The 24,019-nt window shown below is 73.8% G+C and carries 29 protein-coding genes and 4 tRNA genes; 16 read left to right on the top strand and 17 right to left on the bottom strand.

Going from position 1 to position 24,019, the window contains the following annotated elements; translation table 11 throughout:
* The first annotated feature begins 183 nt into the window (after window positions 1-183).
* Genes ABD990_RS07920 through ABD990_RS07905 form a run of 4 tightly spaced genes read left to right on the top strand, consistent with a single transcriptional unit; the run spans window position 184 to window position 3,270 of the window.
* Entirely contained in the window at window positions 184-1,053 is an 870-nt protein-coding gene (locus ABD990_RS07920; protein ID WP_345379394.1) for a HipA family kinase, read from the top strand.
* The gene (locus ABD990_RS07915) at window positions 1,050-1,487 is read left to right on the top strand and encodes a DUF3037 domain-containing protein (RefSeq protein ID WP_345379393.1); all 438 of its coding nucleotides are present in this window, start codon (window positions 1,050-1,052) and stop codon (window positions 1,485-1,487) included. Before ABD990_RS07920 ends, ABD990_RS07915 begins: the two co-directional genes overlap by 4 nt.
* 60 nt (window positions 1,488-1,547) lie before the next feature.
* Complete coding sequence (locus ABD990_RS07910; protein WP_345379391.1) at window positions 1,548-2,621, top strand: phosphotransferase family protein; 1,074 nt, start codon at window positions 1,548-1,550, stop codon at window positions 2,619-2,621.
* Window positions 2,622-2,643: 22 nt separating this feature from the next.
* Window positions 2,644-3,270: a LysE family translocator gene (locus tag ABD990_RS07905; RefSeq protein WP_345379389.1), complete on the top strand. Its 627-nt coding sequence runs from the start codon at window positions 2,644-2,646 to the stop codon at window positions 3,268-3,270.
* 9 nt (window positions 3,271-3,279) lie between these two features.
* Here the strand turns inward: ABD990_RS07905 and gad are convergent, their stop codons facing one another.
* The 4 genes from gad to ABD990_RS07885 form a co-directional block, all read right to left on the bottom strand.
* Complete coding sequence (gad, locus tag ABD990_RS07900; protein WP_345379387.1) at window positions 3,280-4,683, bottom strand: glutamate decarboxylase; 1,404 nt, start codon at window positions 4,681-4,683, stop codon at window positions 3,280-3,282.
* Between the two features lie 10 nt (window positions 4,684-4,693).
* Complete coding sequence (locus ABD990_RS07895; protein WP_345379386.1) at window positions 4,694-5,428, bottom strand: polysaccharide deacetylase family protein; 735 nt, start codon at window positions 5,426-5,428, stop codon at window positions 4,694-4,696.
* Window positions 5,429-6,152: 724 nt separating this feature from the next.
* Entirely contained in the window at window positions 6,153-6,575 is a 423-nt protein-coding gene (locus ABD990_RS07890) for a PPOX class F420-dependent oxidoreductase (protein ID WP_345379385.1), read from the bottom strand.
* Window positions 6,572-7,894 carry a cytochrome P450 gene (locus tag ABD990_RS07885; protein ID WP_345379383.1) on the bottom strand — a complete coding sequence of 441 codons (1,323 nt, stop codon included), beginning with the start codon at window positions 7,892-7,894 and terminating at the stop codon, window positions 6,572-6,574. Before ABD990_RS07885 ends, ABD990_RS07890 begins: the two co-directional genes overlap by 4 nt.
* Window positions 7,895-8,048: 154 nt before the next feature.
* On the opposite strand from ABD990_RS07885, the gene ABD990_RS07880 reads away from it, so the two are divergent.
* Window positions 8,049-8,921 (top strand): metallophosphoesterase family protein, encoded by an 873-nt coding sequence (locus ABD990_RS07880; RefSeq protein WP_425569553.1) that lies wholly within the window; start codon window positions 8,049-8,051, stop codon window positions 8,919-8,921.
* 69 nt (window positions 8,922-8,990) lie between these two features.
* Here the strand turns inward: ABD990_RS07880 and ABD990_RS07875 are convergent, their stop codons facing one another.
* Window positions 8,991-9,239, bottom strand: a complete 249-nt coding sequence (locus tag ABD990_RS07875; RefSeq protein ID WP_345379380.1) for a type B 50S ribosomal protein L31 — start codon at window positions 9,237-9,239, stop codon at window positions 8,991-8,993.
* Here ABD990_RS07875 and ABD990_RS34325 point away from each other — a divergent pair.
* A complete protein-coding gene (locus ABD990_RS34325) occupies window positions 9,226-9,813 on the top strand; it encodes a glycosyltransferase family 39 protein (RefSeq protein ID WP_425569530.1) in 588 nt (195 codons plus the stop codon). The two genes, ABD990_RS07875 and ABD990_RS34325, sit on opposite strands and share 14 nt — an antisense overlap.
* Here ABD990_RS34325 and ABD990_RS07865 read toward each other — a convergent pair.
* Together ABD990_RS07865 and ABD990_RS07860 are read right to left on the bottom strand one after the other, a co-directional pair.
* Window positions 9,795-10,547 carry an FkbM family methyltransferase gene (locus tag ABD990_RS07865; protein ID WP_345379377.1) on the bottom strand — a complete coding sequence of 251 codons (753 nt, stop codon included), beginning with the start codon at window positions 10,545-10,547 and terminating at the stop codon, window positions 9,795-9,797. The two genes, ABD990_RS34325 and ABD990_RS07865, sit on opposite strands and share 19 nt — an antisense overlap.
* Window positions 10,548-10,632: 85 nt before the next feature.
* Complete coding sequence (locus tag ABD990_RS07860) at window positions 10,633-11,448, bottom strand: class I SAM-dependent methyltransferase (RefSeq protein WP_345379376.1); 816 nt, start codon at window positions 11,446-11,448, stop codon at window positions 10,633-10,635.
* A 234-nt stretch (window positions 11,449-11,682) separates the two neighbouring features.
* On the opposite strand from ABD990_RS07860, the gene ABD990_RS07855 reads away from it, so the two are divergent.
* Both ABD990_RS07855 and ABD990_RS07850 read left to right on the top strand, forming a co-directional pair.
* Window positions 11,683-13,206 (top strand): GDSL-type esterase/lipase family protein, encoded by a 1,524-nt coding sequence (locus tag ABD990_RS07855; RefSeq protein ID WP_345379374.1) that lies wholly within the window; start codon window positions 11,683-11,685, stop codon window positions 13,204-13,206.
* Window positions 13,207-13,246: 40 nt separating this feature from the next.
* Complete coding sequence (locus ABD990_RS07850; protein WP_345379373.1) at window positions 13,247-14,404, top strand: cysteine--tRNA ligase; 1,158 nt, start codon at window positions 13,247-13,249, stop codon at window positions 14,402-14,404.
* A gap of 4 nt (window positions 14,405-14,408) precedes the next feature.
* Here ABD990_RS07850 and ABD990_RS07845 read toward each other — a convergent pair whose 3' ends face one another.
* Genes ABD990_RS07845 through ABD990_RS07835 form a run of 3 tightly spaced genes read right to left on the bottom strand, consistent with a single transcriptional unit; the run spans window position 14,409 to window position 15,428 of the window.
* Window positions 14,409-14,822: a TetR/AcrR family transcriptional regulator C-terminal domain-containing protein gene (locus tag ABD990_RS07845; RefSeq protein WP_345379549.1), complete on the bottom strand. Its 414-nt coding sequence runs from the start codon at window positions 14,820-14,822 to the stop codon at window positions 14,409-14,411.
* Window positions 14,723-14,941, bottom strand: a complete 219-nt coding sequence (locus ABD990_RS07840; protein ID WP_345379548.1) for a TetR/AcrR family transcriptional regulator — start codon at window positions 14,939-14,941, stop codon at window positions 14,723-14,725. Before ABD990_RS07840 ends, ABD990_RS07845 begins: the two co-directional genes overlap by 100 nt.
* Before the next feature lie 16 nt (window positions 14,942-14,957).
* On the bottom strand, window positions 14,958-15,428 hold the full coding sequence (locus ABD990_RS07835) for an OsmC family protein (protein ID WP_345379371.1): 471 nt from the start codon (window positions 15,426-15,428) through the stop codon (window positions 14,958-14,960).
* Window positions 15,429-15,561: 133 nt separating this feature from the next.
* Here ABD990_RS07835 and ABD990_RS07830 point away from each other — a divergent pair, with 133 nt between their 5' ends.
* Together ABD990_RS07830 and ABD990_RS07825 are read left to right on the top strand one after the other, a co-directional pair.
* The gene (locus ABD990_RS07830; RefSeq protein ID WP_345379369.1) at window positions 15,562-16,404 is read left to right on the top strand and encodes an oxygen-binding di-iron domain-containing protein; all 843 of its coding nucleotides are present in this window, start codon (window positions 15,562-15,564) and stop codon (window positions 16,402-16,404) included.
* Between the two features lie 309 nt (window positions 16,405-16,713).
* On the top strand, window positions 16,714-17,097 hold the full coding sequence (locus tag ABD990_RS07825; RefSeq protein ID WP_345379367.1) for a VOC family protein: 384 nt from the start codon (window positions 16,714-16,716) through the stop codon (window positions 17,095-17,097).
* Between the two features lie 40 nt (window positions 17,098-17,137).
* Here ABD990_RS07825 and ABD990_RS07820 read toward each other — a convergent pair.
* The 4 genes from ABD990_RS07820 to ABD990_RS07805 all read right to left on the bottom strand — a co-directional run bounded on the left by ABD990_RS07820 (window position 17,138) and on the right by ABD990_RS07805 (window position 18,032).
* Window positions 17,138-17,212, bottom strand: a tRNA-Val gene (locus ABD990_RS07820).
* A 1-nt stretch (window position 17,213) separates the two neighbouring features.
* A tRNA-Cys gene (locus ABD990_RS07815) sits at window positions 17,214-17,285 on the bottom strand.
* A gap of 70 nt (window positions 17,286-17,355) precedes the next feature.
* Window positions 17,356-17,428, bottom strand: a tRNA-Gly gene (locus ABD990_RS07810).
* Window positions 17,429-17,591: 163 nt separating this feature from the next.
* A complete protein-coding gene (locus ABD990_RS07805) occupies window positions 17,592-18,032 on the bottom strand; it encodes an SsgA family sporulation/cell division regulator (protein ID WP_345379366.1) in 441 nt (146 codons plus the stop codon).
* A gap of 259 nt (window positions 18,033-18,291) precedes the next feature.
* Here ABD990_RS07805 and ABD990_RS07800 point away from each other — a divergent pair, with 259 nt between their 5' ends.
* The 4 genes from ABD990_RS07800 to ABD990_RS07785 all read left to right on the top strand — a co-directional run bounded on the left by ABD990_RS07800 (window position 18,292) and on the right by ABD990_RS07785 (window position 20,421).
* Window positions 18,292-18,948: an RNA polymerase sigma factor gene (locus tag ABD990_RS07800; RefSeq protein ID WP_345379364.1), complete on the top strand. Its 657-nt coding sequence runs from the start codon at window positions 18,292-18,294 to the stop codon at window positions 18,946-18,948.
* Window positions 18,945-19,865, top strand: coding sequence for an anti-sigma factor domain-containing protein (locus ABD990_RS07795; protein WP_345379363.1), 921 nt, complete (start codon window positions 18,945-18,947; stop codon window positions 19,863-19,865). Before ABD990_RS07800 ends, ABD990_RS07795 begins: the two co-directional genes overlap by 4 nt.
* Complete coding sequence (locus ABD990_RS07790; RefSeq protein WP_345379546.1) at window positions 19,775-20,326, top strand: TIGR02611 family protein; 552 nt, start codon at window positions 19,775-19,777, stop codon at window positions 20,324-20,326. The genes ABD990_RS07795 and ABD990_RS07790 overlap by 91 nt, the downstream gene beginning before the upstream one ends.
* Before the next feature lie 23 nt (window positions 20,327-20,349).
* Window positions 20,350-20,421 (top strand) — tRNA-Val (locus ABD990_RS07785).
* A 55-nt stretch (window positions 20,422-20,476) separates the two neighbouring features.
* Here ABD990_RS07785 and ABD990_RS07780 read toward each other — a convergent pair.
* Both ABD990_RS07780 and ABD990_RS07775 read right to left on the bottom strand, forming a co-directional pair.
* Entirely contained in the window at window positions 20,477-21,856 is a 1,380-nt protein-coding gene (locus tag ABD990_RS07780; RefSeq protein ID WP_345379361.1) for a tyrosine-type recombinase/integrase, read from the bottom strand.
* The gene (locus ABD990_RS07775) at window positions 21,853-22,032 is read right to left on the bottom strand and encodes a helix-turn-helix domain-containing protein (RefSeq protein ID WP_345379360.1); all 180 of its coding nucleotides are present in this window, start codon (window positions 22,030-22,032) and stop codon (window positions 21,853-21,855) included. The genes ABD990_RS07780 and ABD990_RS07775 overlap by 4 nt, the downstream gene beginning before the upstream one ends.
* A 339-nt stretch (window positions 22,033-22,371) precedes the next feature.
* Between ABD990_RS07775 and ABD990_RS07770 the strand changes: the two genes are divergently transcribed.
* Window positions 22,372-22,833, top strand: a complete 462-nt coding sequence (locus ABD990_RS07770) for an excalibur calcium-binding domain-containing protein (RefSeq protein ID WP_345379359.1) — start codon at window positions 22,372-22,374, stop codon at window positions 22,831-22,833.
* Between the two features lie 300 nt (window positions 22,834-23,133).
* Here the strand turns inward: ABD990_RS07770 and ABD990_RS07765 are convergent, their stop codons facing one another.
* Window positions 23,134-23,685: a hypothetical protein gene (locus ABD990_RS07765; protein ID WP_345379358.1), complete on the bottom strand. Its 552-nt coding sequence runs from the start codon at window positions 23,683-23,685 to the stop codon at window positions 23,134-23,136.
* Between ABD990_RS07765 and ABD990_RS07760 the strand changes: the two genes are divergently transcribed.
* The gene (locus ABD990_RS07760) at window positions 23,684-23,839 is read left to right on the top strand and encodes a hypothetical protein (RefSeq protein ID WP_345379356.1); all 156 of its coding nucleotides are present in this window, start codon (window positions 23,684-23,686) and stop codon (window positions 23,837-23,839) included. The genes ABD990_RS07765 and ABD990_RS07760 overlap by 2 nt on opposite strands.
* Window positions 23,840-24,019: the final 180 nt, after the last annotated feature.

Raw genomic sequence — 24,019 nt, 5'->3', positions numbered from 1 at the left:
AGATAGTAGAACGTTCATCAATCGGAGGTCGCCTGTCATGACCCGTGCCCTGACCGGAACCGCCCGCGACGTGACCCCCGTCCCCGCCTGACCCGAAGCACCGACCTGAAGCACCGACCGGGGACCGGCGCGGAAACCGCTCGCACGGCGGGGGATCATCGTCGGCGGAGCGAGGAGGGACCCGTGCTGCGCCACGTCACGGCGACCCGCTACGTCACGCCGTTGCGTGAGGGCGGGTCGCTGCCCGGTCTGATGGAGGCCGACGACCTCGGTACCTACGTCGTGAAGTTCCACGGCGCGGGGCAGGGCCGGAAGGTCCTGGTCGCCGAGATCGTCGTCGGAGAGCTGGCCCGCGCGCTGGGCCTGCCGGTGCCCGAGCTGGTCACGGTCGACCTCGATCCCGAGCTGGGGCTCGCCGAGCCGGACCAGGAGGTGCAGGACCTGCTGCACCGCTCCGCCGGGCTGAACCTGGGCCTGGACTACCTGCCCGGCGCGCTGGACTTCGACCCGCTGGCCTTCGACCCCGGTCCGGAGTTCGCCGGGCGCGTGCTGTGGTTCGACGCGCTGGTCGGCAACGTCGACCGGTCCTGGCGCAACGCCAACATGCTGCTCTGGCACCGCGCCCCGTACCTGATCGACCACGGCGCCACGCTGACCTTCCACCACGGCTGGGCGCGGACGCTGGAGGACCCGGCCGCGGTCGCCGCCCGCCCGTTCGACGCGGGCGACCACGTCCTGCTCGGCTCCTTCCCGGACCTCGACGCCGCCGACGCGGCGCTCGCGCCGGAGGTCACCGCGGATGCCGTGCAGCGCGCGGCCGCCGCGGTGCCGGACGAGTGGCTCGCCGGCGAGTCCGGCTTCGACGGACCCGACGAGGTGCGGGCCGCCTACGCCGACATCCTCACCGCGCGGGTCGCGGCCCGGGAGGCCTGGCTGCCGGCCGTCCGGGAGGCGGCGGCGACCGGGCGTCCGCGCCCGATCACCCGCAGCGGTCGGCCGCCGGCGTGGCTGGCCGCCCGACTGCCGAAGGTGGGGCGGGGAGCACAGGAATGAGCACGGCACACGGCCTCGAGGTCTACGAGTACGCGGTGCTGCAGGTCGTGCCGCGGCCCGAGCGCGGGGAGACGATGAACGCCGGGGTGCTCGTCTACTGCCGGGCGAAGGACTTCCTCGGCGGGCGGGTGCACCTGGACCGGGACCGGCTGCGGGCGCTCGACCCGCACGCCGACGCCGACGCGATCGCGGACGCCCTCGAGGTCGCCGCCGCCGTCTGCGCCGTGCCCACCCCGCCGCGGGCCGATCGCCGGACCGAGGGGGCGCTGGCCGCGTCGGGCCCCGGTGCGGGCGAGGACCTCGGCCGCCGGTTCCGCCGGCTGACGGCCCCGCGCAGCACGGTCGTGCGGCCCGGCCCCGTGCACAGCGGGCTCACCGCGGACCCGGCCGCCGAGCCGGACCGCCTGCTGGCGGCGCTGGTCCTGCCCCTGTAGGGGCGGGAGTGGCGATCGTCGCAATGGCGTCGATCGCCGCTCACGGGGCAAGGTGACGGCATGAGCGGATCGACGCAGATCGCCACCGACCCCGTCCCCGCCGCGGCGCTCACCGAGTGGCTGCGGGCCGAGGTCCCCGAGATCGCGACCGGAGCGGAGCCCGTCGACGTCACGCGGATCTCCGGCGGGCACTCGAACCTGACCTACCGGATCGTCGACGCCGCCGGCACCCCGTGGGCCCTGCGCCGCCCGCCCACCGGCGGGGTCCTCGCCACCGCCCACGACATGGGCCGCGAGTGGCAGTTCATCGCCGCGCTCGCCGACACCCCCGTCCCCGTCCCGCGGGCCGTCGCCTTCTGCTCCGACCACGCGGTGATCGGGGCCGACTTCTACGTCATGGGGTTCGTCGACGGCATGGTCCCCGGCGACGTCGAGGCCGGGCAGGCCATGCCGGTGGAGATCCGCCACGCCGCGGGCCTGGCCTGCGCCGACGTGCTCGCCGAGCTGCACGCGGTCGACCCCGACGCCGTCGGGCTGGGGGAGCTGCGCCGGCCCGGCAGCTACCTGGAGCGCCAGCTGCGCCGCTGGCACCGGCAGGCGCACGACTCGGCGGTCGAGGACCTGTCGGTCGTCGACGAGGGGCACCGGCTGCTGGTGGAGCGGCGCCCGGCGGACGAGGAGCTGACCATCGCGCACGGCGACTACCGGCCCGGGAACCTGTCCTTCGGCCCGGACGGGCGCATCGGCGCGATCTTCGACTGGGAGCTGGCGACGCTCGGCGAGCCGCTTGCCGACCTCGGTTACCTGCTGGCGTCGTGGGGGCGTCCGGGCGACACCGTCCGGGAGATCACCTCCGGCCCGACGACGCTCGAGGGCTGGCCGGAGCGCGAGGAGATCCTCGCCCGCTACGCCGAGCGATCGGGGCGCGGCGAGCGGATCGCCGGGCAGGCGGACTACTTCGAGGCCTTCGCCCGCTGGCGCTCGGCGTGCATCGGCGCGGGCGTCTACACCCGTTACGCCGCCGGGCACATGGGGGACGCCGCGGAGGACGCGGAGACCGCCCGGTCGCGGCTGGCGAACCTGCAGGAGCAGGCCACGGCGGCGGTGGAGATCCTGCGCCGCGGTCCGCGATGACGGCGGGGGTTAGGGTCACCTGGTGACCTGGGCTTCCTACGGCGCCTACCTGGGCATCGCCGTCCTGCTCGTGCTCGCGCCGGGGCCGGACACGCTCGTCCTGCTCCGCAACGCCCTGGCCGGCGGCCGCCGCGGCGGGCTGCTCGCCTGTGCGGGGATCCTCGCGGGCAACCTGCTGCAGGGCAGCGCGGCGGCCTTCGGGCTCGGCGTGCTCGTCGCGAGCTCGCGGCCGCTGTTCGAGACGCTGCGCTGGGCGGGCGTCGCGTACCTGCTGTTCCTCGCCGTGCAGGCGTTGCGCGGTGCCTGGCGCGGGGACTACGCGGCGTTCACCGAGCTCGTCGAGAAGCGGCGCGGGCAGGGCTTCCGCCGCTTCCGGGAGGGCTTCCTCTCCAACGTGACCAACCCGAAGGTGCTGGTCATGTACCTGTCGGTGCTGCCGCAGTTCCTGGTCCCGGGCGTCACGACCACGGCCGACGCGCTGCTGCTCGCCTACACCGTCGGCGTCCTGGGCGCGGTGTGGCTCCTCGCCCTGGTGTTCGTGGTGCACCGGGTGCGGGCGTGGCTGGGCCGCCGGCGGGTGCGGCGGTCGATCGACGCCGTGACCGGCGCCGCGCTCGTCGGGTTCGGCGTCGCCCTCGCCGCCGAGTAGCGGGTCGCGCTACCGGACCGGGGGCTTCTCGGTGCCGTGCGCGAAGCCGGCGGACTCCGGCCCGCGCTGCGGCGTGCTCTGCCGGCGGAGCTGCTCGAGGGAGCGGCGCAGGTCGTCGAGCAGCAGGCCGGCGAGGTCGTGGCTGAAGCCGTTGCGCACCACGATCCGCAGCGCCGCGATGTCCTCGCGCTTGGCCGGGAAGGTGTAGGCGGGCACGAGCCAGCCGCGTTCGCGCAGCGCCGCCGACACGTCGAAGGCCGAGAAGGGCTGTCCCTCGGCGACGGTGAAGGCGAACACCGGCAGCTGCGACCCGTCGGTGAGCAGCCGGAACGGGCCCAGCTCGGCGATCGCGGACGACAGTGTGGTCGCGACGTCCCGGCAGGTCTGCTGCACCCGGCCGAAGCCGACCCGCCCCAGCCGCAGGAACTGGTAGTACTGCGCGATCACCTGGCCGCCGGGCCGGGAGAAGTTCAGCGCGAAGGTCGGCATGTCGCCGCCGAGGTAGTTGACCCGGAACACGAGGTCCTCCGGCAGGGCGTCCTCGTCGCGCCAGAGCGCCCACCCGACGCCCGGGTAGACCAGGCCGTACTTGTGCCCCGAGGTGTTGATCGAGGCCACCCGAGGCAGCCGGAAGTCCCAAGGCAGGTCGGGGTCGCAGAACGGGGCGATCATCGCGCCGGACGCTCCGTCGACGTGTACCGGAACGTCGAGGCCGGTGCGGGACTGCAGGTCGTCGAGCGCGGAGCAGACCTCCTCGACCGGCTCGTAGCTGCCGTCGAAGGTCGAGCCCAGCACCACGACGACGCCGATCGTGTTCTCGTCGCAGAGCGCCACGGCCTCGGCCGCGCCCAGGTGCAGCCGGTCGCCCTCCATCGGGACCAGCCGCGGCTCGACCTCGAAGTAGTTGGCGAACTTCTCCCAGCAGATCTGGACGTTGATCCCCATGACGATGTTGGGGCGGGCGGTGTCCTTGCCCTCCGACCCGCGGCGCGCCTGCCACCGCCGCTTGAGCGCCAGCCCGCCGAGCATGCAGGCCTCGCTGGACCCCGTGGTCGAGCAGCCGACGGCCCGGGCCGGATCCGGGGCGTTCCACAGGTCCGCGAGCATCCGCACGCACCGCTGCTCGATGTCGGCGGTCCGCGGGTACTCGTCCTTGTCGATCATGTTCTTGTCGAACGACTCGGACATCAGCCGCCGGGCGTGCGGCTCCTCCCACGTCGTGACGAACGTGGCGAGGTTCAGCCGCGCGTTGCCGTCGAGCATCAGCTCGTCGTGCACGATCTGGTACGCCACCCCGGGATCGAGCCCGTCGGCCGACAGCTCGTAACGGGGCACCGTGATCGGCTCGGCGCCGAAGACCGGGTTGGCGAAGACCGGCTTGTCGGCGGGCTCGCGCCGATGCGGAGTGGGCATGGTGCGGACCTTAGGGGAAGTCGGTCACATAACCCCGGGACCGAAGCCACGGAAGCAGACGGTCCAAGGCCTCCACCGTTCGGACGCGACTTCCGCCCCCGTCGTGCAGCAGGATCACCGCGCCGGGGTGCAGGTGCTTCTCGACGTTCGCCACGATCTCGTCCGCGGCGGGGCGTTTCCAGTCCCGCGGGTCGATCGCCCAGCCCAGCGGCTGCATCCCGTGCGCCACGGCGGTGTCGAGGATCTGCTGGTCCCAGTTCCCGCCCGGGGCGCGGAAGTAGGTGACCGGGGTGCCCGGCACACGGGTGGCCACGTCCGTCAGCTCGGCGGTGACGGTGGCGGCGTCCCGGGCGGGGAGCCGCTCGTCGTGGCTGTGCGAGTGGGAGCAGATCCGCATCCCGGCGTTCACGACCTTCGCGACCACCTCGGGGTGGCGCTCCATCTGCGACCCCACCATGCAGAAGGTCGCCCTCGCACCGTGCTTCACCAACACGTCGAGGATCTGCGGGGTCCACTGCGGGTCCGGGCCGTCGTCGAAGGTGAGCGCGACCCGGCGGTCCTCCGGACCCGCGACTGGCAGGTCGGTGAGCACCACCGGGCGGGCCGTCGGCGTCGGCGGGGTGACGACGACCGGTGCGGGCTCGGGCGCGGGCGCCGCCACCTGCGTGCCCAACGGCGCGATCAGGCCGAGCGCCAGCGCCCCGAGCAACGCCGGCACCCGGTCGGCCGCTCTGCCACGGAACATCCCCTCCGCGGTGCGCGGATCGGGACGGGCGGGGCGGGTCAGGAGGGCTCGTCCGCCGCGTCTCACCGGTGCCACGCCCATGGACGTCTCAACCGCCTCTCCCGGCTCGCCCGTCACGACCGTTCGTACCCGAAGGGGTGACCCGAGGTCGGCGGACACGCCGAACGACCAGTGCATTCGCGCCCCGTCAGCCGGTCGCGTCGCCACGCTGCTCCCGGCGGAGCAGCCGACGCAGCGCGGGCAGTACCCGCTCGATCGTCGACGGGCGGGTGAGGAGGGGGCTGCGGGTGTGCGGACCTCCGTCGGGATCACCACGCTCGCACCGCCCGTCGCGGCGATCTCCAACTCGAGGAAGCTCGGCGTGAACGGCAGCGTCGAGAAGCCCTGCAGGGCGCCCAGACGCAGCTCCGCTCCGGACCCACTCCGGGTGTGCAGCGCCGAGATGTGGTCGTAGTGGTACTCGAAGGTGCGTACTTCGACCGCTTCCCGGTGACGGCGTTCAGCTCACAGGTGAGAAGCGCGAGATGGTGGCGGCCGGGGCAGAGGACGGCGACGGTGTACTCGGTGAACCTCCGGTTGCGGTCCTCGCCGAGCCGGTGCCGTGCCTTCAGGGTGGGCGGACCAGGACGAGCGGGCCCTCCGGATCCGGCAGGTCAGGTCCCTCAGCGCGGCCGCACGTCCTCGGCGTGCAGGTCGAGGTCGCTCTCGTCCAGCTCGAAGCGCTTCATCGCGTCGGCGGCGGCGGCGACCCGCCGACCGCGACCGCCAGTCCGGTGGATCCGCGGTCGCCGCGGAAGAGCCGGCTGGAGCCGACGGCGATCCGGCCGACCAGCCCGTACTTGCGGGCGACGGCGCGGCGGACCCGGCGGGTGCCCTCGGCGTCGAGCAGCTCGGCGGTGGCCGGCACGGCGGGGCCGAGGGGCCGGCCGCGGCGGTCGCACTCGGCGACCTCGACGGCCCCGGACCGGCGGATGCGCTTGACCTTGCCGGAGTCCGTCACGGTCCAGACGCCGAGCCGCCCGTCGTCCAGCCCGGCCGCCCAGACCGGTGTCGGGACGGGGGTGCCGTCCTTGCGGAAGGTCGTGAGCAGCACGTACTGCGCGTCGGCCAGGCGCCGTGCCGAGGGTCCGCCCGCCGCCTCGTTCACGCCGGCACGCTCGCCCGGTGCAGCTCCACCGGCACGCTCTCGTAGCCGCGCAGCAGTTTCGTGCGCCGGCGGACCGGGGCGCCGGCGCCGCGCATGTCCGGGAAGCGGTCCACCAGCGCCCGCAGCGCCACCTCGCCCTCCATGCGCGCCAGCGAGGCGCCGAGGCAGAAGTGGATGCCCTGCGAGAAGGCGAGGTGCCTGTGCGACTCCTCGCGCGTGACGTCGAAGCGGTGCGGGTCGGGGAAGATCGCCGGGTCCCGGTTCGCCCCGCCCAGGTGCGTGATCACGAACGTGCCGCGCTTCACCGGGACTCCCGCGACCTCGGTGTCCCGCTCGGCCACCCGGCCGGTCCGCTGCACCGGGGACTCGAAGCGCAGCATCTCGTCGATCGCCACCGGCCACCGTTCCGGCTCGGCGTGCAGGAGCGTCAGCTGGTCGGGGTGGTCGAGCAGGAGCGCCGCCCCGCTGCCGACGAGGTTCACGGTGGTCTCGAACCCCGCCGCCAGGAGCAGCATGGCGATGCTGGACAGCTCGTCCTCGGTGAGCGTGCCGCCCTCGTCGTGCGCGGTGACCAGCGCGGAGAGGATGTCCTCGCCGGGCTCGCGGCGGATCCGCTCGAAGTGGTCCAGCATCCAGGCGTGCAGGGCGTCGATGTCGCGCTCCGAGCGGCGGAAGTCCGCGTAGGAGAGCCCGGCGTCGAGCGACAGCGCGGCGCCCTCGCCCCACTCCAGGAACTGCTCCCGCATCGACACCGGTGCACCCAGCATCTCGGCGATCACGGTCGCGGGCAGCAGCGCGGCGTAGTCCTTGACCAGGTCGGCCCGATCGCCCTTCGCCGCCATCGCGTCGAGCAGCTCGGTGGCGATCTCCTCGGTGCGCGAGCGCAGCGCGGCGACCTTCTTCGCACTGAACGCCCTGGTCACGAGCTTGCGGTAGCGGGTGTGGTCCGGCGGGTCCGAGGCGAGCATGGACGGCGGCTGGGCCGGGCCGAGGGCCCAGGAACCCCCGATGGCGAGGGCTGCCCGCACCACCCCGGGCAGGTTCTCGGGCATGCGCCCGCCGACGCCGAAGTCCGTGCTGCGCAGCACCTGCGTGCAGGCCTCGTGGTCGACGGTGGCGTGGAACATGCCGGTGTCGACGAGCCGCCCGCGCGAGCGCAGCTCCTCGTAGAAGGGGTACGGGTTCGCGACGACCTCGGGATCGGTCATCAGCCGCGCACCCAGCTCGCCGGCCCGCACCTGTCGGCGGACCATGCGCCGCATCACGCCGTGCCGGAGTCCCCATCGCGCCACCCGGCGCACGCCCCGCGAACCCGCCATGCCGACCTCCTCGCCGTCTCCCTCCCGAACTTACCGCCGGTAACCTGTGCTGCCCAGGGGCGCGGCTCAGGGGATCCTCAGCGCGGAGGTCCGCGCCACGGGCCCGGCGGTGCGCCGGCGTCCGCGCCGAACGCTCCGCGGGCGCTTCTGCTAGATCTGTGGGGTGTCCCGCCTCCTCGCCGTCAGCGACCTGCACGTGCGCTATCCCGAGAACCGGGCGGTCGTCGACGCGCTGACCGCGGACCCGGGGGACTGGCTGATCGTCGCCGGCGACGTCGCGGAGCGGGTCGACGACACCGTCGCGACCCTGGCGGACCTGGCCGCCCGGTTCGCGCGGGTGATCTGGGTGCCCGGCAACCACGAGCTGTGGACGCGCACGAAGGACCCCGTCGACCTGCGCGGGGAGCACCGCTACCGGTACCTGGTGGAGCGGTGCCGCGCGCTCGGGGTGCTCACGCCCGAGGACCCGTTCCCGGTGTGGGAGGGCGAGGGCGGCCCGGTCGTCGTCGCCCCGCTGTTCCTGCTCTACGACTACTCGTTCCTGCCCGCCGGCACGACCACCAGCGCGGAGGGGCTCGCCGCGGCCTACAACGCCGGCGTCGTCTGCACCGACGAGCACCTGCTCCACCCCGAGCCGCACCCCTCGCGGGAGGCGTGGTGCGCCACACGGGTCGAGCAGACCCGCCGCCGGCTCGACGCCCTCGACCCGGGCCTGCCGACGATCCTGGTCAACCACTGGCCGCTCACCCGGTTGCCCACCGAGGTCCTGCGCTACCCGGAGTTCGCGCTGTGGTGCGGCACCACCGCGACCGCCGACTGGCACGTCCGCTACCGCGCGCAGGCGGTGGTCTACGGGCACCTGCACATCCCGCGGGTGATCTACGAGGACGGCGTCCGCTTCGTGGAGGCCTCGCTGGGCTACCCGCGTGAGTGGCGGCCGCGCGAGGAGCGGCACGGCCACCCCGCCCACGTCCTGCCCCGCCAGGTCCTGCCCGTCCCCGCGGAGGACTTCGGCGTCCGCCGTTGACGACGCCCGAGAACGGTGAACGGCGCCCTCGCTCACATCTGGTGAGCGAGGGCGCCGTTCGCCCGAGGTTCAGCGCCGGCGGCCGTAGCGCCGGTTGAACTTCTCGACCTGGCCCGCCGAGTCGAGGACCCGCGTCGCGCCCGTCCAGAACGGGTGCGAGTAGGAGCTCATGTCGACGCGGACGAGCGGGTACGTCCGCCCGTCCGTCCACTCGATCGTCTCCCGGGAGGTGGCGGTCGAGCGGGTGAGGAACGCGTCGCCAGTGGACCGGTCCTGGTACACGACGGGCTCGTACGTGGGGTGGATGTTCGGTCGCACGGTGTCCTCCTCGGGATGTCCTCCTACGTCGCTGATGGTAACGGTTGTCGTTTGCAGGAGATTCCCGTGGATCGCACCGGGCTCGTCGCCGTCCGCTGCCCGGCCTGCCCCGCCCACCCGGCGTCGGACGAGACGCTCCGCGAGGCGGTGCGGGGGAGCCTGCCCGCGGCGTCGGTCGACGGAGCGTCGGGCCGGTCCGGTCACGGCCGCGTGGGCGGTCACGCGGGCGGTCGACGCGGCGTCGGTGAAGGCGTCGACCTGGTGGCTGGTGGCCGCCGGGTCGGCCATCGGGTTCGCGTTCCTCACGAAGATGGGTCAGGCGCTGCTGGTCGTGCCGGCGCTGGGCCTGGTGTACCTGGTCGCCGGCGCCCGCGGCTGCGCACCCGGATCGTGCAGCTGCTCGGCGCGCTCACGGCGACGGTGGTGTCGGCGGGCTGGTTCATTCGTGCTCGTCGAGCTGTGGCCGGCCGACAGCCGCCCGTACATCGGCGGCTCCACCACGAACTCCCTGCTCGAGCTGGCCCTCACCGCCACCACGGTCGGTGGTCAGACGGTCTACGACCTGACCGCCTGATCCAGCCGCGCGTAGACGTCGCCGGAGCGTCCGAGCGGGCGGACCCGCTCCAGCAGCCCGACCAGCTCGTCGGCCGGGAGCCAGCGCTCGCTCGCGAACCGCAGGGTCTCGACGGGGGAGTAGTTGTAGGTGTACGGACCCAGGCGGGCGACGAGTTCGAGCGCGGCCAGCGCGGCGTCGTGGGCCGGAGGCAGGTACTCGAAGGACAGCGCGCGCAGCGGCGTGCGCAGCCCCGTGAGCACCTCGACCTCGAAACCCTCGACGTCGATCTTGCAGAAGGCCGGGCGGCCGTGGGTGGCCAGGAGGTCCTCGAGGGTCACGACGTCGACCTCGACCTCCTGGTCCCACCGCACCCAGGAGAACCCGCGGTCGGCGGAGACGGTGTCGATCCACTCCGGGGACATCGACGAGACCGTCGGCGTGCGGGTGGAGACGCCGATCCGCGCCCGGCCCGCCCGGGCCCCGACCGCGCCCGGCAGGATCGTGACGTCGGCGTCCCGGCCGAAGAACAGCCGCAGCACCCGCACGCAGTCCGGCTGGGGCTCGACCGCGACGACCCGGGCGCCGAGCCGCCGCCACGCCCGCACCCGGCTGCCGACGTGCGCACCGACGTCGAACGCGAGCTCGCCGGGCGCGAGGAACTGCGAGTAGAACCGCACCATCTTCCGGTGCCGGCCGGGAACGCCGTGGTACATCGCCAGGGACCGGCCCATCCCCCACGCCCGCGCGAGCATCGCCCGACCGTACCGTCGCGCGTCCGGTGCCGCGCCGCCCCGAACGCCGGCGCGCCCCGAGCGCCGGCGTCGCTCCGGGGCCGGGTCAGCGCCGTCCCCACGCCGAGACGAGCGGCGGGACGGCGATCGGCAGGTCGCCGCCGGCCAGCGCGTCGAGATGCGCGTCGATCTCGGCCTCGGAGACCAGTCCGGTGCGCGCGAGCGGTGCCCGCAGCTGCGTGGTGTTGGCGGCCTCGAGAACCGCGCCCGCCCAGGAGGGCAACGAGAGCACGGCCTCGGCGTCGACGCCGTGCAGCCCGAGGGAGCGGAGCTCCTCCGGGAGCGCCCGGCCGAAGCGGCGGGCCACCCCGCGGGCGTCGAGCAGGAGCAGGAACGCCTCGCGGACGCGCCGCGCCCGGTCCTGCGCGACGTCGTCGGGGTCGCCCAGGCACGGTGCGGGTTGCAGGTCGATGTCGAAGTCCTCGACCAGCAGGATCCCGCCCGGCCGCAGGGCGGCGGCCATGCGCCGCAGGGCCTCGTGCCGGCGCGGCAGGTGGGTGAGGACGAGCCGGGCGTGCACGAGGTCGAAGGTCCCGGGCGGGTCGTCCGTGGTCACGTCGTGCCGCAGCACGCGCAGCCCCGGTGCCTCCGCGGCGGTGAGCGCCTCGGGCGCGATGTCGGTGGCCACCACCAGCCCGTCCGGCCCGACCCGCGCGGCGAGCCCCCGCGGCACCGACGGGCCGCCGGCCCCCACCTCCCACACCCGGGCGCCCCGCGCGATCCCCAGGGAATCGACGTGCCGGAAGGTCGTCGCGTCGAACAGCGCCGACAGCGCCACGAAGCGCTCCTCCGCCCCCACCTCACGGTTGTCGAGCAGGTACCCGCGCCCGGTGCCCATCCCCGTGCTCATCGCCGTACCCATCGCCGTCTCCTCACCGCCGCCGTGTGTGCTGCGTCTGAGCAGTGGAGGCCGGGGCGCGATACGCGCGGGGCGACGGATCGCCGGGCGGTGCGTCGGACCGCGCAAGGCCCGTCAAGCCCCCGTCCGCGTGCGTCTCCCCACCGGAGGTCGCCTGATCGCAGTATGGGCACCCGCGGGTCCGCCCCCGCATGATCTGGATCGGTACACGGACGCCGGACGAGGGGGAGCCCGCCGATGGTGGTCACCACCGCACGGACGCGCACGCGCCCGGCGGGCCCGGGCGGCGGCCGCGTCCGCGCACTGCTCCGCGAGGCCCGCTCCTGGCCGACGATCCTGATGATCGGGCTGTGCCTGCTCGCCGGGATCCCGCTGACCATCGCCCTGACCCCGGACCAGGACCTGACGATCCTCGGCCAGCACATCTCGGTCGGCGCCCGCACCCCCGACCTCTCGGTCGAGGGCCCGGCCCGGCTCGTCCAGGTCGGCAACACCGAGCTCGACATCCCACGGCTGCAGGTCGTCGGGCCGCTGCGCCCCCAGCTCGAGATGGGCCCGGTGCAGCGCAACGACGCCGCCGCCAAGGTGCTCGACCCGGACACCACCGCGGAGGCGACCGCCAAGGCCGTCGACCAGCTGCGGACCGGGTTCGTGAACTGGTACCTGCTCGGCACGCTCGGGGTGGTCGGCACGGCCCTGGCCGCGGCCGCGCTGGTCGGCTGCGCGCGGGTGCTCGGGATCCTCCGGCGGGAGAAGTCCAGCGAGCACGTCACGGTCGCCGACGTCTGGCACCGCTGCTCCGGCACGATCGGCCGGATGGCGCTGCTCGCCGTCACCGTGTCGGTGGTGGCCTGGGGCGGGTGCGGCGCGCTCGCGTACACCGGCACGATGCGCGGCCTGGCGCAGGTGAGCTCGCTGTCCGATCTGGTCGGCAGCGCACGGGTCACGCCGGCCCCGGTCGGCCCGCCCGTCTTCGGCTACGCGGGCGCGGTGATCGGCGACTCCCGGGCCGCGCGGGTCGGCGGGCCGCCGGTCGCCGAGCCCGAGGGCGACGACGTGGCGTGCGAGCGCAGCGCCGACTCCCTCGCGGCCGAGCTGGGCACCATGGTCCCCGGCCGGGTCCGCAATCTCGCCTGCCCGAGCGCGACGGTCGCGCAGGGCCTGCGCGGCCCGCAGCAGCGCGGGAACGTCCAGGTGCCGGCCCAGGTCGCGCTGCTCAAGCAGATGCAGGACCTGGAGTTCGTGGTGGTCGCGATCGGGCCCAACGACGTCGGCTGGTCCGATCTGATCACGTACTGCTACGGCGTCGAGACCTGCGACGACAACCTGACCCGCGGCGAGTTCGACTACCGGATGGCCGCGTTCGACCGCGACTACGCCGCCCTGCTGCAGGACCTCGCGCAGCTGCCGAGCTCGCCGCGGGTCGTCGTGCTGACCTCCTACGACGCCTTCCCCCGGGAGACCGACCCGGCCTGCCCGGACGCCCGCGGCCCGTCGTTCGCGGCCGGGCTCACCCAGGACAAGATCGACCTGCTGACGGACCGCAACGACCAGCTCAACGCCGTGCTGCGCGCCGGCGCCGAGAAGTACGGCTTCGCGGTGGCCGACCCCGGCCTGACCCTGCTGTGCAGCACCGCCGCGGACGGGCTGGGTCCGGATCTGCAGGGTCTCGCCGACCCGTTCGCCTTCCACCCCACGGCCGTCGGGTCGCTGCGGCTCGCGGCGACCGTGGCCCGGGTCGTGGGGCCGCTCGACGACTGACCCCCGACCGTCCGGCGGCGGGGCCTGGGACGATGACGGCATGGGCTCGCCGATCGACCTGTCCCCGGAGGAGCACGTGCGCCCCGGCGCCGTCACCGACCCGCGCGAGGTGCTGCGCCTCGGCGGGGCGCCGCTGCCGCTGACCGTGCCGGCGCGGCTCTACGTCTGCGGGATCACCCCGTACGACGTCACGCACCTCGGGCACGCCGCGACCTTCGTCTGGGCGGACACCGCCGCGCGGGTGATCCGCATGACCGGCGTCGAGACGGTGGTGACCCGCAACGTCACGGACGTCGACGACGTCCTCACCCGGGTCGCGGCCGAGCGTGGCCGGGCGTTCGACGAGTTCGGGCTGACCCAGGAGTACTACGTCGAGCGGGACATGGCGGCCCTGCACGTCCGCCCACCGGCGCACTCGCCGCACGCGCGCCACCACGTGTCGCACGTGGTGCGGCTGGCGATCGCGCTGCTCGCGGCCGGGGCGGCCTACGAGCGGGACGGGTTCGTGTACTTCCGCGGCGCCGCCGTCGCCGCGGGCCGCGACCGCGAGGAGGCCCTCGCGCTGCTGGCCGAGAACGGCGACGACCCGGCCGACCCGCGCCGGGACGACCCGTTCGACGTCCCGGTGTGGCGGCCGTCGGGGGAGGGCGACCCGGCGTGGCCCAGCCCGTGGGGCCCGGGCCGCCCGGGCTGGCACGCCGAGTGCGCGGCGATGGCGCTGGCCACCCTCGGCGGGGTCGTCGACGTCCTGGCCGGCGGGGCGGACCTGGCCTTCCCGCACCACGCCTACCAGGTCGCGATGGCCTCGGCCGCGACCGGCAGCGCCCCCTTCGCCCGCCGCGAGCTGCGGGCGGGGACGGTCGGTGTCGACGGCGCCAAGATGGCCAAGTCGGCCGGCAACCTGGTGCTGGTCGCGGACCTGCTGCGCGAGGCCCCCGGGTCGGCCGTGCGGCTGATGCTCCTGGACCGCACGTGGTCCCGGCCGTGGGACTACCGTCCGGGGGCACTCGACGAGGCCGCCACGCTGCTCGAGCAGCTGTACGTGGCGGCGGGCCGGCGGGGGGACTCGCCCGCGGCCGTCGCGGAGGTCCGCGCGGCGCTGCTCGCCGATCTCGACGTGCCGCGCGCGCTGCGGGCGGCCGTCGAGGCCGGCGGCGACGCCGCTCGCCAGGTGCTGCGCACGCTCGCCCTGCAATGACCCGCTAGGACGAGGTGCCCGAGATCGTCCGGCCCGCCTCGACACGCTCCGTGCCCGCCGCGTAGGCGCGGCGGAACGCGGCGACCCCCGCCAGGGCGGTGGTCTCGACGTCGGCGGGCTCGGCGGTCGCGTCGAACAGGGCCCGGTCGAGCGGGGCGCCCAGGACCAGGAAGGCGAAGTGCTCGGCGGCCCGGTCCGGGTCGTCGACGGTGAGGTCCGGCTGCTCCCGCAGGCAGGAGGCGAGCGTCCGCATCACGAGCCCGGGCGCGCGGTCGTAGTACTCCCGGGCGAGGTCGGGGAACCGGCGCGACTCCCCGATCAGCAGCCGGCGCAGGGGGAGCACCCGCGGCCCCAGCACCGCGCCGGCGAGACGCACCGCGACGCCCTCGAGGCCGCCGTCCGCGAGCCCCGTCGCCAGTTCCCGGGAGAAGCCTCGGCGATGGTGATCGCCTGCTCCACGACGGCGCGGAACAACGCCTCCTTGCCGCCGTAGATGTTGTAGACGGTCCGCTTGGCCACGCCCGCCTCGGCGGCGATGAGGTCGACGTTGGCTTCAACCGACCTCGACGACGGGGGAGTGGTGCACCGGGAAGTCGACCGAGTTGGCGATGAAGCAGGTCTCGGACGCCTCGTGGTGCAGGGCCCCGGCCTTGTGCCGCATCGACTCCTCGGCGACCCGCACCCGCGGCCGCAGCACGACCTCGGTGAAGTGCCCGCCGTGCGTCGGCGACTCCTCCATCGTCCCCTCGGCGGCGTCCGTGTAGCCGGTGACCACCACGCCGTGCCGCGCGCACAGCGCCAGGTAGCTCAGCATGTGGCACTGCGCCAGCGCGGCCACGAGCAGCTCCTCCGGGTTCCAGCGCGCCGGGTCGCCGCGGAAGGCCGGGTCGGCGCTCCCGGCCAGCGCGGGCTTGCCCTCGGCGACGACGTCGTGGGCGCGCGAGTACGACCGGTAGTCCGAGGTCCCGGACCCCTCGTCGCCCGTCCACCGCACGGTGACCGCGTAGCCGTGCGTCCGCCCCATCGTCGGCCTCCTCCCCTCGGTGCACGGCACGGTAGGCGGGCCCGGGGGCGCTGTCATCCGATTCAGGTGATGCCCCCGGGCGGCGGGTACGGGACGGTGCACGGCTGCTCGACCACACCCCCAGGAGCCCGTCATGGCCGCACCCGTCGTGCACGACGTCCGCCCGTACCCGATCGCCGACGAGACGTTCCTGATCAGCTGGGGGATCGACGCCCCGCCGGTCGGCCACTTCCCGGTCAACTCCCTCGTCATCCGCGGGCGGGAGCCGACCGTCGTCGACACCGGCGCGCCCGCGGTGCGCGACGAGTGGCTCGACGCGATCTTCACGGTCGTCGAGCCGACGGACGTCCGGTGGATCTTCCTGTCGCACGACGACCGCGACCACGCCGGGAACCTGCTCGCCCTCCTCGCCGCCTGCCCGAACGCGACCCTGCTCACCACCTGGTTCGCGATCGGCCGGATGGCCGAGGAGTGGACGACCCCGATGAACCGCTGCCGATTCGTCAACGACCGGGAGCCGGTGGACATCGGGGACCGGGTGCTGGTCTCGGTGCGGCCGCCGGTCTTCGACAACCCGACGACCCGGGGCGCGTACGACCCCGTGACGCAGGTGTACTGGTCCGTCGACACGTTCGCGACGAACACCCCGCACCCGATGCTGGAGGCCGACGAGCTCGGCGACGGCGACTTCCGCGACGGCCAGCTCCTCGGCGGCCGCCTCGTGGCGCCCTGGCACCGCTACCTCGACCAGGGCAAGTGGGACGGGTGCGTGGGGGCGGTGCAGGACCTGGGCGTCGCGGTGGTGGCCGGCTGCCACACGCCGGTCATCCGGGGCCGGCGGGTTGCCGAGGCATTCGAACTGTGCCGCGGGCTGCCGGCCGTCGAGCCGTGGCGGGAGTTCGACCAGCACGACCTCGACGGCTGGATGGCCGAGGCCGGCGCGCTCGCCGAGCCGGGAGCCCCCGCCGCGCCCTGAGCCACGCGTCCCGGGCCGCTCTTGACCATCGGCGCGGATTCCGGTGAGCTGGGCCGGTGCCGCACGGCGGCACCCGAGCACCGAGGGGACTGATCGACGTGAGCACTCGCTCCGCAGGGACCGCCTGACCCTCGCCCTTCCGGTACGCGCCGTGGTGTGATCCCGCGCCGCCGTGACGCCTGCCCACCCGCCGGTCCCGGCCGGCGCGCCGCCGTGCCCGCACCCGTGCGCCGGCGCCCCCACGTCCGTTCCCGCCGTGCCACGGGGCGCGGCGGAGCCGTGCCGTCTGCACCCCCACGAAGGAGAGCCGTGCCCACTGTCTCGCTCGACCACACGATCGTCCTCGCCCGCGACAACCGGGCCTCCGCCGAGTTCCTCGCCGGCCTGCTCGGCCTCGAGGTCGGCGCGCCCTGGGGACCGTTCGTCCCCCTGCGGCTGAGCAACGGGGTGACGCTGGACTACGTCAGCGTCGACCACGACATCCCGCTCCAGCACCTGGCGTTCCTGGTGCCCGAGGAGGACTTCGACGCGATCCTGGACCGGATCCGCGCCGCCGGCCTCGAGCACTTCGCCGACCCGCACATGACCCGGCCGGGGATCAACCACAACCACAGCGGCCGGGGCGTCTACTTCCTCGACCCCGCGGGGCACGGCATGGAGGTGCTCACGGCGCCCTACGACACCTCCGCCTGAGAACGCCGAAGGCCCCCTGTCTCCAGGGGGCCTTGTCGGGTGGTGGGCGATACTGGGATTGAACCAGTGACCTCTTCCGTGTCAAGGAAGCGCTCTCCCACTGAGCTAATCGCCCGAGGCGGAGGCGGGAATCGAACCCGCGTACAGGGCTTTGCAGGCCCTTGCCTAAGCCACTCGGCCACTCCGCCCGAGATCCCCCGGATGGCTTCACGGGGATCGGACCTGGAGGCCCAGGCAGTGAACACGTGGTTTCCTCCGAGCGGACGACGGGACTCGAACCCGCGACCCTCACCTTGGCAAGGTGATGCGCTACCAACTGCGCTACGTCCGCATGCACTCGGTTTCCCGGTGCTGTCGGGGCTGCTCGCTCCGACGTGAAGAACATTAGCGCAGGGATCCCGGGGGCTCCACACCCACCCCCCTGTTTCCCCGCGCCGACCCGCTGAGCTGCACGAACGGGCCGCAGGGAGTGCTGCGGCCCGGCGCGGTCGGGGTCAGTCGCGGGCGCCCTCGCCGGCGTTGGGGGCGAGGAGCTGGTCCAGGGCGGCGTCGAAGTCGAGCCAGGAGTACTCCGTCGCCGGCGGCACCAGCTCGAAGGTGCGGTCGAGGAACGCGGCGAGCGTCGTGGCGCACGTGGTGAACACCGCGTGGCCGGACGGAGAGGCCAGCTCGACCTCGATCCGGGTGGGCTCGTGGGCCACCGGCTGCACCCGGACGTCGCCGGTGCCGGCCGGGCCGAGCAGGCCGTCCGCCAGCAGGTCCCGGGCGAACACCCAGTCGACCGGGCTGCCCTGGCCGGTCCGGAACGACGCCTGGACCGCGTACGGGTCCCGGCTGGAGTACGAGAGCTCGACCCGCACCGGGACCGGCGCCGAGTCCGGGGTGATGAGCTCGAACGTCGCCGGTTCGCGGATGATCGTGGGCTCGTCGCGCATCCTTGGTCCTCTTCCTCGTGCCGCGTGGTCCGTCGTGCGGAAGAACGAGCGGATCGCCAAGATGTGACGGGTCGGGGGACGTCTTCCGAGGACCGGATCGACCGCTTTCACACGGACGGGTTAGTGCGGTTCCCGTGTCGGGTGTGCCGACCTGCGAGGACGGGTGATCGCCCGGTCGGCTGTGATCCACGTTCCAGGCAGGATGCCGGTGAACCGGCCGCACGCCGGCGTCGAACACGGGGTTGTGAGGGACGCGCTGGTGGCGGATGTCGCCGACGGAGCCGGGCCGCCGCGGGGGCGTCCCCGGGATCCGCGCCCGCCCGCCGGGCGGGCCGGGGCCGACGCGGCCCTCGTGGCCCGGCTGGTCGAGGGGGACGAGCGGGCCCTCGCCGAGATCTACGACCGCTACGGTCGCCCCGCCTGGTCGCTCGCGCGTCGCATCTGCGTGGACGACGGGCTGGCCGAGGACGTCGTCCAGGAGGTGTTCCTCACGCTGTGGCGTGACCCCACCCGCTTCGACGCCGGGCGCGGTGCCTTCGCGACCTGGCTGCTGACGCTCGTGCACCACAAGGCCGTCGACGCCGTGCGGCGCGAGGCCGCCGTCCGGCGCCGCACGGTGTCGGTCGAGGACACCGACGACGCCCCGACGCCGGTGGGGCCGGGGGCGGACCAGGAGGCGCTGGGCGCCGTCGTCGCCGGGCAGGTGCGGGACGCCCTCGGCGGGCTGCCCCCCGAACAGCGGCAGGCCCTGGCGCTCGCCTACTACGGGGGCTACACCCAGCGGGAGGTCGCGGCGCTGACCGGCGTCCCGCTCGGGACGGTGAAGTCGCGGATGTTCACCGGGCTGGCCCGGCTGCGGACCGCGCTGGGCCCGCCGGTCGCCGACGGCCGGCTCACGGACGGGGGTGCGCGATGACCGGGTCGCACGCGCGGGACTGCCCGACCGAGGAGCAGGTGGTCGCCTGGGTGCTGCGGGCGGCCGAACCGGAGGACGAGGCCGAGGTGCTGCGGCACCTCCCGACCTGTGCCGCGTGCCGCGCGCTCGTCCGGGAGACGGAGGAGACGCTCGCCGCGCTCGGCGGGGCCGTCGAGCCGAGCGAGCCGCCGCCGGACCTGCGCGACCGGATCCTCGACGCCGCCGCGCGCACGCCGCAGGAGCATCGGACCCCCCAACAGGCCGCGCCGCCGGGGGGCAGGACCGGGGGAACGGGCGGATCGGGCGGCGGGCCCGGCGGCCCGGCCGTGCCGCGCCGTCCGGTGACCTCCGGCCCGACGGGCGGGGGCCCGTCCGGCGCCGCTCCGTCGGGAGGTGCCGGGTCCGGGCCGGACCGCGGGGCCCGCCGAGGCGTCCGCGGCCGGGTGGTGGCTGTCGCGACGGCCGCCTTGGTCGCCCTGGCCGCGATCGCCGGGCTCGGCGTCCACAGCGCCCGGCTCAAGGCGGAGCGGGACGCCGAGGCCGCTCGCGCCCAGGCCATGGTCACGATGTTCCAGCAGCTGGCCGAGCCGGGCACCACGCACGCCTTCCTGGCGCCGGCCGGCGGCGGGCCGGTCGTCGCGGCAGTGATGATGCACGGCTCCGAGCAGATGGTCCTGCCGGTCGCCCTGCCGGCCAACGGCGCGGACCGCGTCTACGTCCTCTGGGGGCTCCCGGCGGACGGAACCCCCGCGCCGCTCGGCACGTTCGACGTGCGAGAGGACACCGCGGGTATGCAGTCGGTAGGGTCGGCGGCCGGCGGGGCCGGATACGCGCAGTTCGCGATCTCGATCGAACCCGGTCGGGTCGCTCCGGACACGCCGTCCCAGGTGGTGGCGAGCGGGCGGGTGGAGATCTGATCAGCACCGAGCAGACCTCGCGGGGCGAGGAGGGGCAGGAACGCGGCCGGTTCGACGCGCTCAAGGACCGGCTGCGGCACTTCCGCGCGCGCATCGACGAGCGCCCGACCGCCCGGCGCACCTACCGCGTCGCCATCGGCGTGCTCGGCACCCTCGTGCTCGCGGGCGGGATCGTCGCGATCCCGTACCCGGGCCCGGGCTGGGCGATCGTGTTCGTGGGGCTCGCCATCCTCGCGTCCGAGTTCGCCTGGGCGAAGCGCGTGCTCACCTTCGCCCGCGGAAAGTACGACGCCTGGACCGACTGGCTCGGCCGGCAGAACCTCGTCGTGAAGCTCCTCGTGCTCACCGCGACCGGGCTGATCGTCGTCGGCACGCTGTGGGTGCTGAACGCGTTCTGGCTGGTCGCGGGCTGGGTGGGGCTGCAGGAGTGGACCTGGTTGCAGAGCCCGATCCTGGGGTGATGTAGGGTTCCTCCCGTGACGGCGGGCGATTAGCTCAGGGGGAGAGCGCTTCGTTCACACCGAAGAGGTCACTGGTTCGATCCCAGTATCGCCCACGCAGCCAAAGGGCCCCTGACCAGCAGGTTCAGGGGCCCTTCGGTGTTTCCGGGGTCAGCCCGGAGGCTGTTCTGTAAGCGGATCGGTAAACATGGCTTCGGGCCCCTCGTCCGGAGGCGGCAGGAACAGGTTGCTGATGGTGACCGCCGCGGCCTGGTCAAGCTCCGGGATGTCCGCGGTGTAGGTGTCCAGGGTGAAGGCCACGGTGGCGTGCCCGAGCCGGGTGCTGACGATCTTGGGGTTCACCCCGGCCCGCAGCGCCATGGTCGCGTAGGTGTGCCGGACGTCGTGCAGCCGGATCCGCGGCAGCCCGGTCTCCCGCACGATCCGCTGGAACCGCACGGACACCGCGCCGGGGTGGAGCGGGCGCCCGTCCGGCCAGCAGAACATCAGGTCCTCGTCGTGGTAAGAGGAGCCGAAGGCCGCCCGCTCCACGTCCTGCTCGGCGAGGTGCTCGTTCAGGACCTGCACGGTGGTCGGGTCGAGCCCGAGCAGGCGGCGGCTCCGGCGCGACTTCCCGTCGGAGCGCTTCGCCCGCCCGGAGACGACGACCCGGGTGCTGACGACGGTAAGCGTCCCGGCCACGGGATCGAACGCCGAGCGGACCGCCCCGACCGCCTCGGAGCGCCGCATCCCTGTCGTCGCGAGCAGGACCCAGAGGGCATAGAAGCGGTCGCTCCGGGCTGCGGCGAGGAACCGGCCCAGCTCCTGCGGAGTCCAGGTCATGTGGCCGCGCCGGTCGATGCGAGGCGGGCGGACCCGGGCGGCCGGGTTGGTCGAGAGGTACCGGAGCTCGACGGCGTCGGCGAAGGCCCGCCGCAGCATGACGTGGATCGAGGTGACGGTTCGCGCGGACAGGCCGGGATCGACGGGGAGGGGCACCTTTCCGTTGCGGTAGCGGCGGACGGCGTTGCTCGCGGCTGAGTAGGAGACGCCTGTTCGCCGGGCGATCTCGGCCGCCCCCATCCGTGCGTCCTCGGGACTGCAGCTCCACAGCGCATACATCTCGGAATCGGTGTCGCGCTTGCGCCGCCCGGAGGTGAGCAGATGCTGGTAGAACGCGGTGAGGGTGGCGGGCTCGATGGACTGCAGCCGCCGGGTCCCGATCACGGGGATGACGTAGGCACGGGCGAAGGCGGTGTAGTTGGCGAGGCTTGTCGGCTTGAGCGTCATCGCCGCGGTGGTCAGCCACTCCTCGAAGAACTCGGCGACCGTGCGGGTGGAGGAGGCGACGAACGTGTTGGTGCGCAGTTCCCCGTTCGCCTCGGCGAGCGCGTCCCAGGCCTCGCTTTCGGTCTCGAACCCGGACTTCGCCCGCTGCCGCCGCTTCCCGGTGAGCGGGTCGGGCGCCAGCTCGATCATGAACGCCCACTTCGCGCCCCGCTGATAGACGGTCCCGCGCAACCCACGCTGGGCGCTCGTCCGCCCGCTCACGATGCCTCGACCATCTCCCGCAGCCGGTCCCGAGGGATGTAGATCCGCCCGCCGAGCCGCTTCGAGGGCAGCACGCCGCTGTCGACGTAGCGGTACGCGGCCGCCCGGCTGATCCCGAGGATCCGAGCGGCGGCCGGAACGGTGAGCAGGACAGGCAGGTCGTCGAAGTCGGTCATGGGAGTCCTCCTCGGGCGCTGTGGTCCCAGGAGCCTCGCCGGGCGCCGCTCCGTCTTCGGGAGCCGTCGTGCGGAGGCTCGACCGAACAGGGCCGAAGGAGTCACGGGGCGAGCTTGACCTGCGGTCGCTCGCCTCCGCCACGGACTTTGATCGATCTGTGGACAGCTCGGACGCTCGCGCGTGACTGTGGACAACCCGTAACGCGACGACCACGCGCCGCGAGCCCTTCGTCAGCTCCCCGGCTCCCCGCACGATCTGCTCGGAAGGCACACCGACGTGCTCGTCGTTCGTTCGTCCCCGCTCGCCCTTGTTCGCCCCTCGTTCGCGGGCGTCCGGTGATGGCCGCGAAGAAGCAGAATCCCGCGGCCGGCTGCGGCTGCCTGATCCTGCTGGTCCTCCTCCTCGGCGGCCTGATCCGCGCCTGCAGTGGCGGGGGAGAGGACGAGACCCCGACGGCCACCCAGGCCGTCCTCGGCACCCCGACGACGACGCCGACCACGTCAGTCCGCTGGACCCCGAGCCCCACCCCGACCGCGCCGACCACGACGACGCGCAGGCCGGCCCCGACGACGACCACCAGGCCGGCGGGCACGCCGAAGCCCCGCCCGAACCCCCAGCCTGACCCAGACCCGAACCGCAACAGCCAACGCACCGCCGACCCGGCCCCGCCCGCGTCGGTCTACTACAAGAACTGCGCCGCCGTGCGAGAAGCCGGCGCCGCCCCGATCCGGAGAGGTGACCCCGGCTATCGACCCGGTCTCGACAGCGACGGAGACGGAGTCGGCTGCGCCGGCGACTGACTCGTCGATGGTGCACTGCGAACGACTCGCCGTTCGGTGCTTCCGTGCCGGAGCAAGATATGCAGAAGGTTCCCTTCCGCGGTCGCGAGGGCGCGACCAGACGATCTTGCGAACGAGGGCGTTCGCGCTCACCTCACGACAGCGTGAAGCGGGCGCCGTCAGCCGTCGTGCCGACGGCCGACCCCGCACGCCCCGCCGATCAGAGGCTCCATGGCTCCCAGCGATGCTGCCGCTCAACCCGCCCCCCCCGCTGGGGGAGCCGGGCACCCGTTCGCTCCCGCGGCGGACCCACCAGCGGATCTAGATACCTACTCTGTTGTCGACCGGAAGATGAAGCCGGCGCAAGCCGTGCAGCTCGCGCGGAAGGTTGCGCGTCGCCACGGGCTGGTGGTCGAGGACGTGCCCGGCAGGGGCAAGGGCTCGCACCATTGGTATGCGCTGATCGATTCCGACGGTGTGGAGGTGGGCGGGTTCTCGCTGACCGACCCATCCCCGGGAGCTGTCCTGGGCCGTCCTGCGGTCCTTCGAGGACGCGCTCGTGCCCCTGTTCGGTGAGAAGTGGACGGAGAAGAAGTGATGGCCGAGCGTCCGACCTATCCCGTACGCGTCGAGCGAGAGGGCACTCTTTGGGTAGCGACGGTCGAGGGACTGCCGGCCCGCACCAACAACGTCACGGACGTCGAGCATTTCGCCGAGCTGGAGCGAGAAGTACGCGACTTCGTCGCGACCTTCTGCGACTGCGAGCCGGGCGACTTCGACCTGACCTGGCACTACGTCCAAGGCGACAACGAGTACACCCTCGCCCTCAAACGGCTCCGCGAGTGGGACGAACGACTTGCCGAGTACCCGCATGGCCGAGCTGACAGCCACGCGCGACGACGCCCGCGCCACAGCGATCCAGTCCATGCAGAAGGCCGGGCTGCCGCTCCGCGCGATCGGAGACGTGCTCGACCTGTCACGTCAGCGCGTAGGGCAGTTGCTCAAGCGTCGCGCTCAAAGCGCCTGAGGCGAGCTGATCGGCTCGACTCGGAGGTCCTCGACGATGAGAGGCAACCCAGCCGTATAGCGGAAGCCTCTCGGCACATTCCAGTAAGCGCGATCCTCCCGGGTCCGAACGCTTCAAATCGATGGGCTTCAAGAGCATCGATGTGGTGAGGAAGGTGCCACTCGAACGAGTAATGACGTC

Source organism: Pseudonocardia yuanmonensis, from assembly GCF_039542425.1.
In the GTDB taxonomy this organism is placed as follows: Bacteria; Actinomycetota; Actinomycetes; order Mycobacteriales; family Pseudonocardiaceae; genus Pseudonocardia; species Pseudonocardia yuanmonensis.
This window is presented reverse-complemented; position numbering and strand designations above follow the sequence as displayed.

Bases quoted from the DNA above. Each gene is read 5' to 3' on its own strand.
- ABD990_RS07915 (WP_345379393.1), top strand. From the start codon at position 1,050: ATGAGCACGGCACACGGCCTCGAGGTCTACGAGTACGCGGTGCTGCAG.
- ABD990_RS07910 (WP_345379391.1), top strand. From the start codon at position 1,548: ATGAGCGGATCGACGCAGATCGCCACCGACCCCGTCCCCGCCGCGGCG.
- gad (WP_345379387.1), bottom strand. From the start codon at position 4,683: ATGCCCACTCCGCATCGGCGCGAGCCCGCCGACAAGCCGGTCTTCGCC.
- ABD990_RS07895 (WP_345379386.1), bottom strand. From the start codon at position 5,428: ATGTTCCGTGGCAGAGCGGCCGACCGGGTGCCGGCGTTGCTCGGGGCG.
- ABD990_RS07885 (WP_345379383.1), bottom strand. From the start codon at position 7,894: ATGGCGGGTTCGCGGGGCGTGCGCCGGGTGGCGCGATGGGGACTCCGG.
- ABD990_RS34325 (WP_425569530.1), top strand. From the start codon at position 9,226: ATGTTCGGTCGCACGGTGTCCTCCTCGGGATGTCCTCCTACGTCGCTG.
- ABD990_RS07865 (WP_345379377.1), bottom strand. From the start codon at position 10,547: ATGCTCGCGCGGGCGTGGGGGATGGGCCGGTCCCTGGCGATGTACCAC.
- ABD990_RS07860 (WP_345379376.1), bottom strand. From the start codon at position 11,448: ATGGGTACGGCGATGAGCACGGGGATGGGCACCGGGCGCGGGTACCTG.
- ABD990_RS07855 (WP_345379374.1), top strand. From the start codon at position 11,683: ATGGTGGTCACCACCGCACGGACGCGCACGCGCCCGGCGGGCCCGGGC.
- ABD990_RS07850 (WP_345379373.1), top strand. From the start codon at position 13,247: ATGGGCTCGCCGATCGACCTGTCCCCGGAGGAGCACGTGCGCCCCGGC.
- ABD990_RS07835 (WP_345379371.1), bottom strand. From the start codon at position 15,428: ATGGGGCGGACGCACGGCTACGCGGTCACCGTGCGGTGGACGGGCGAC.
- ABD990_RS07830 (WP_345379369.1), top strand. From the start codon at position 15,562: ATGGCCGCACCCGTCGTGCACGACGTCCGCCCGTACCCGATCGCCGAC.
- ABD990_RS07805 (WP_345379366.1), bottom strand. From the start codon at position 18,032: ATGCGCGACGAGCCCACGATCATCCGCGAACCGGCGACGTTCGAGCTC.
- ABD990_RS07795 (WP_345379363.1), top strand. From the start codon at position 18,945: ATGACCGGGTCGCACGCGCGGGACTGCCCGACCGAGGAGCAGGTGGTC.
- ABD990_RS07775 (WP_345379360.1), bottom strand. From the start codon at position 22,032: ATGACCGACTTCGACGACCTGCCTGTCCTGCTCACCGTTCCGGCCGCC.
- ABD990_RS07770 (WP_345379359.1), top strand. From the start codon at position 22,372: ATGGCCGCGAAGAAGCAGAATCCCGCGGCCGGCTGCGGCTGCCTGATC.
- ABD990_RS07760 (WP_345379356.1), top strand. From the start codon at position 23,684: ATGGCCGAGCTGACAGCCACGCGCGACGACGCCCGCGCCACAGCGATC.
- ABD990_RS07765 (WP_345379358.1), bottom strand. From the start codon at position 23,685: ATGCGGGTACTCGGCAAGTCGTTCGTCCCACTCGCGGAGCCGTTTGAG.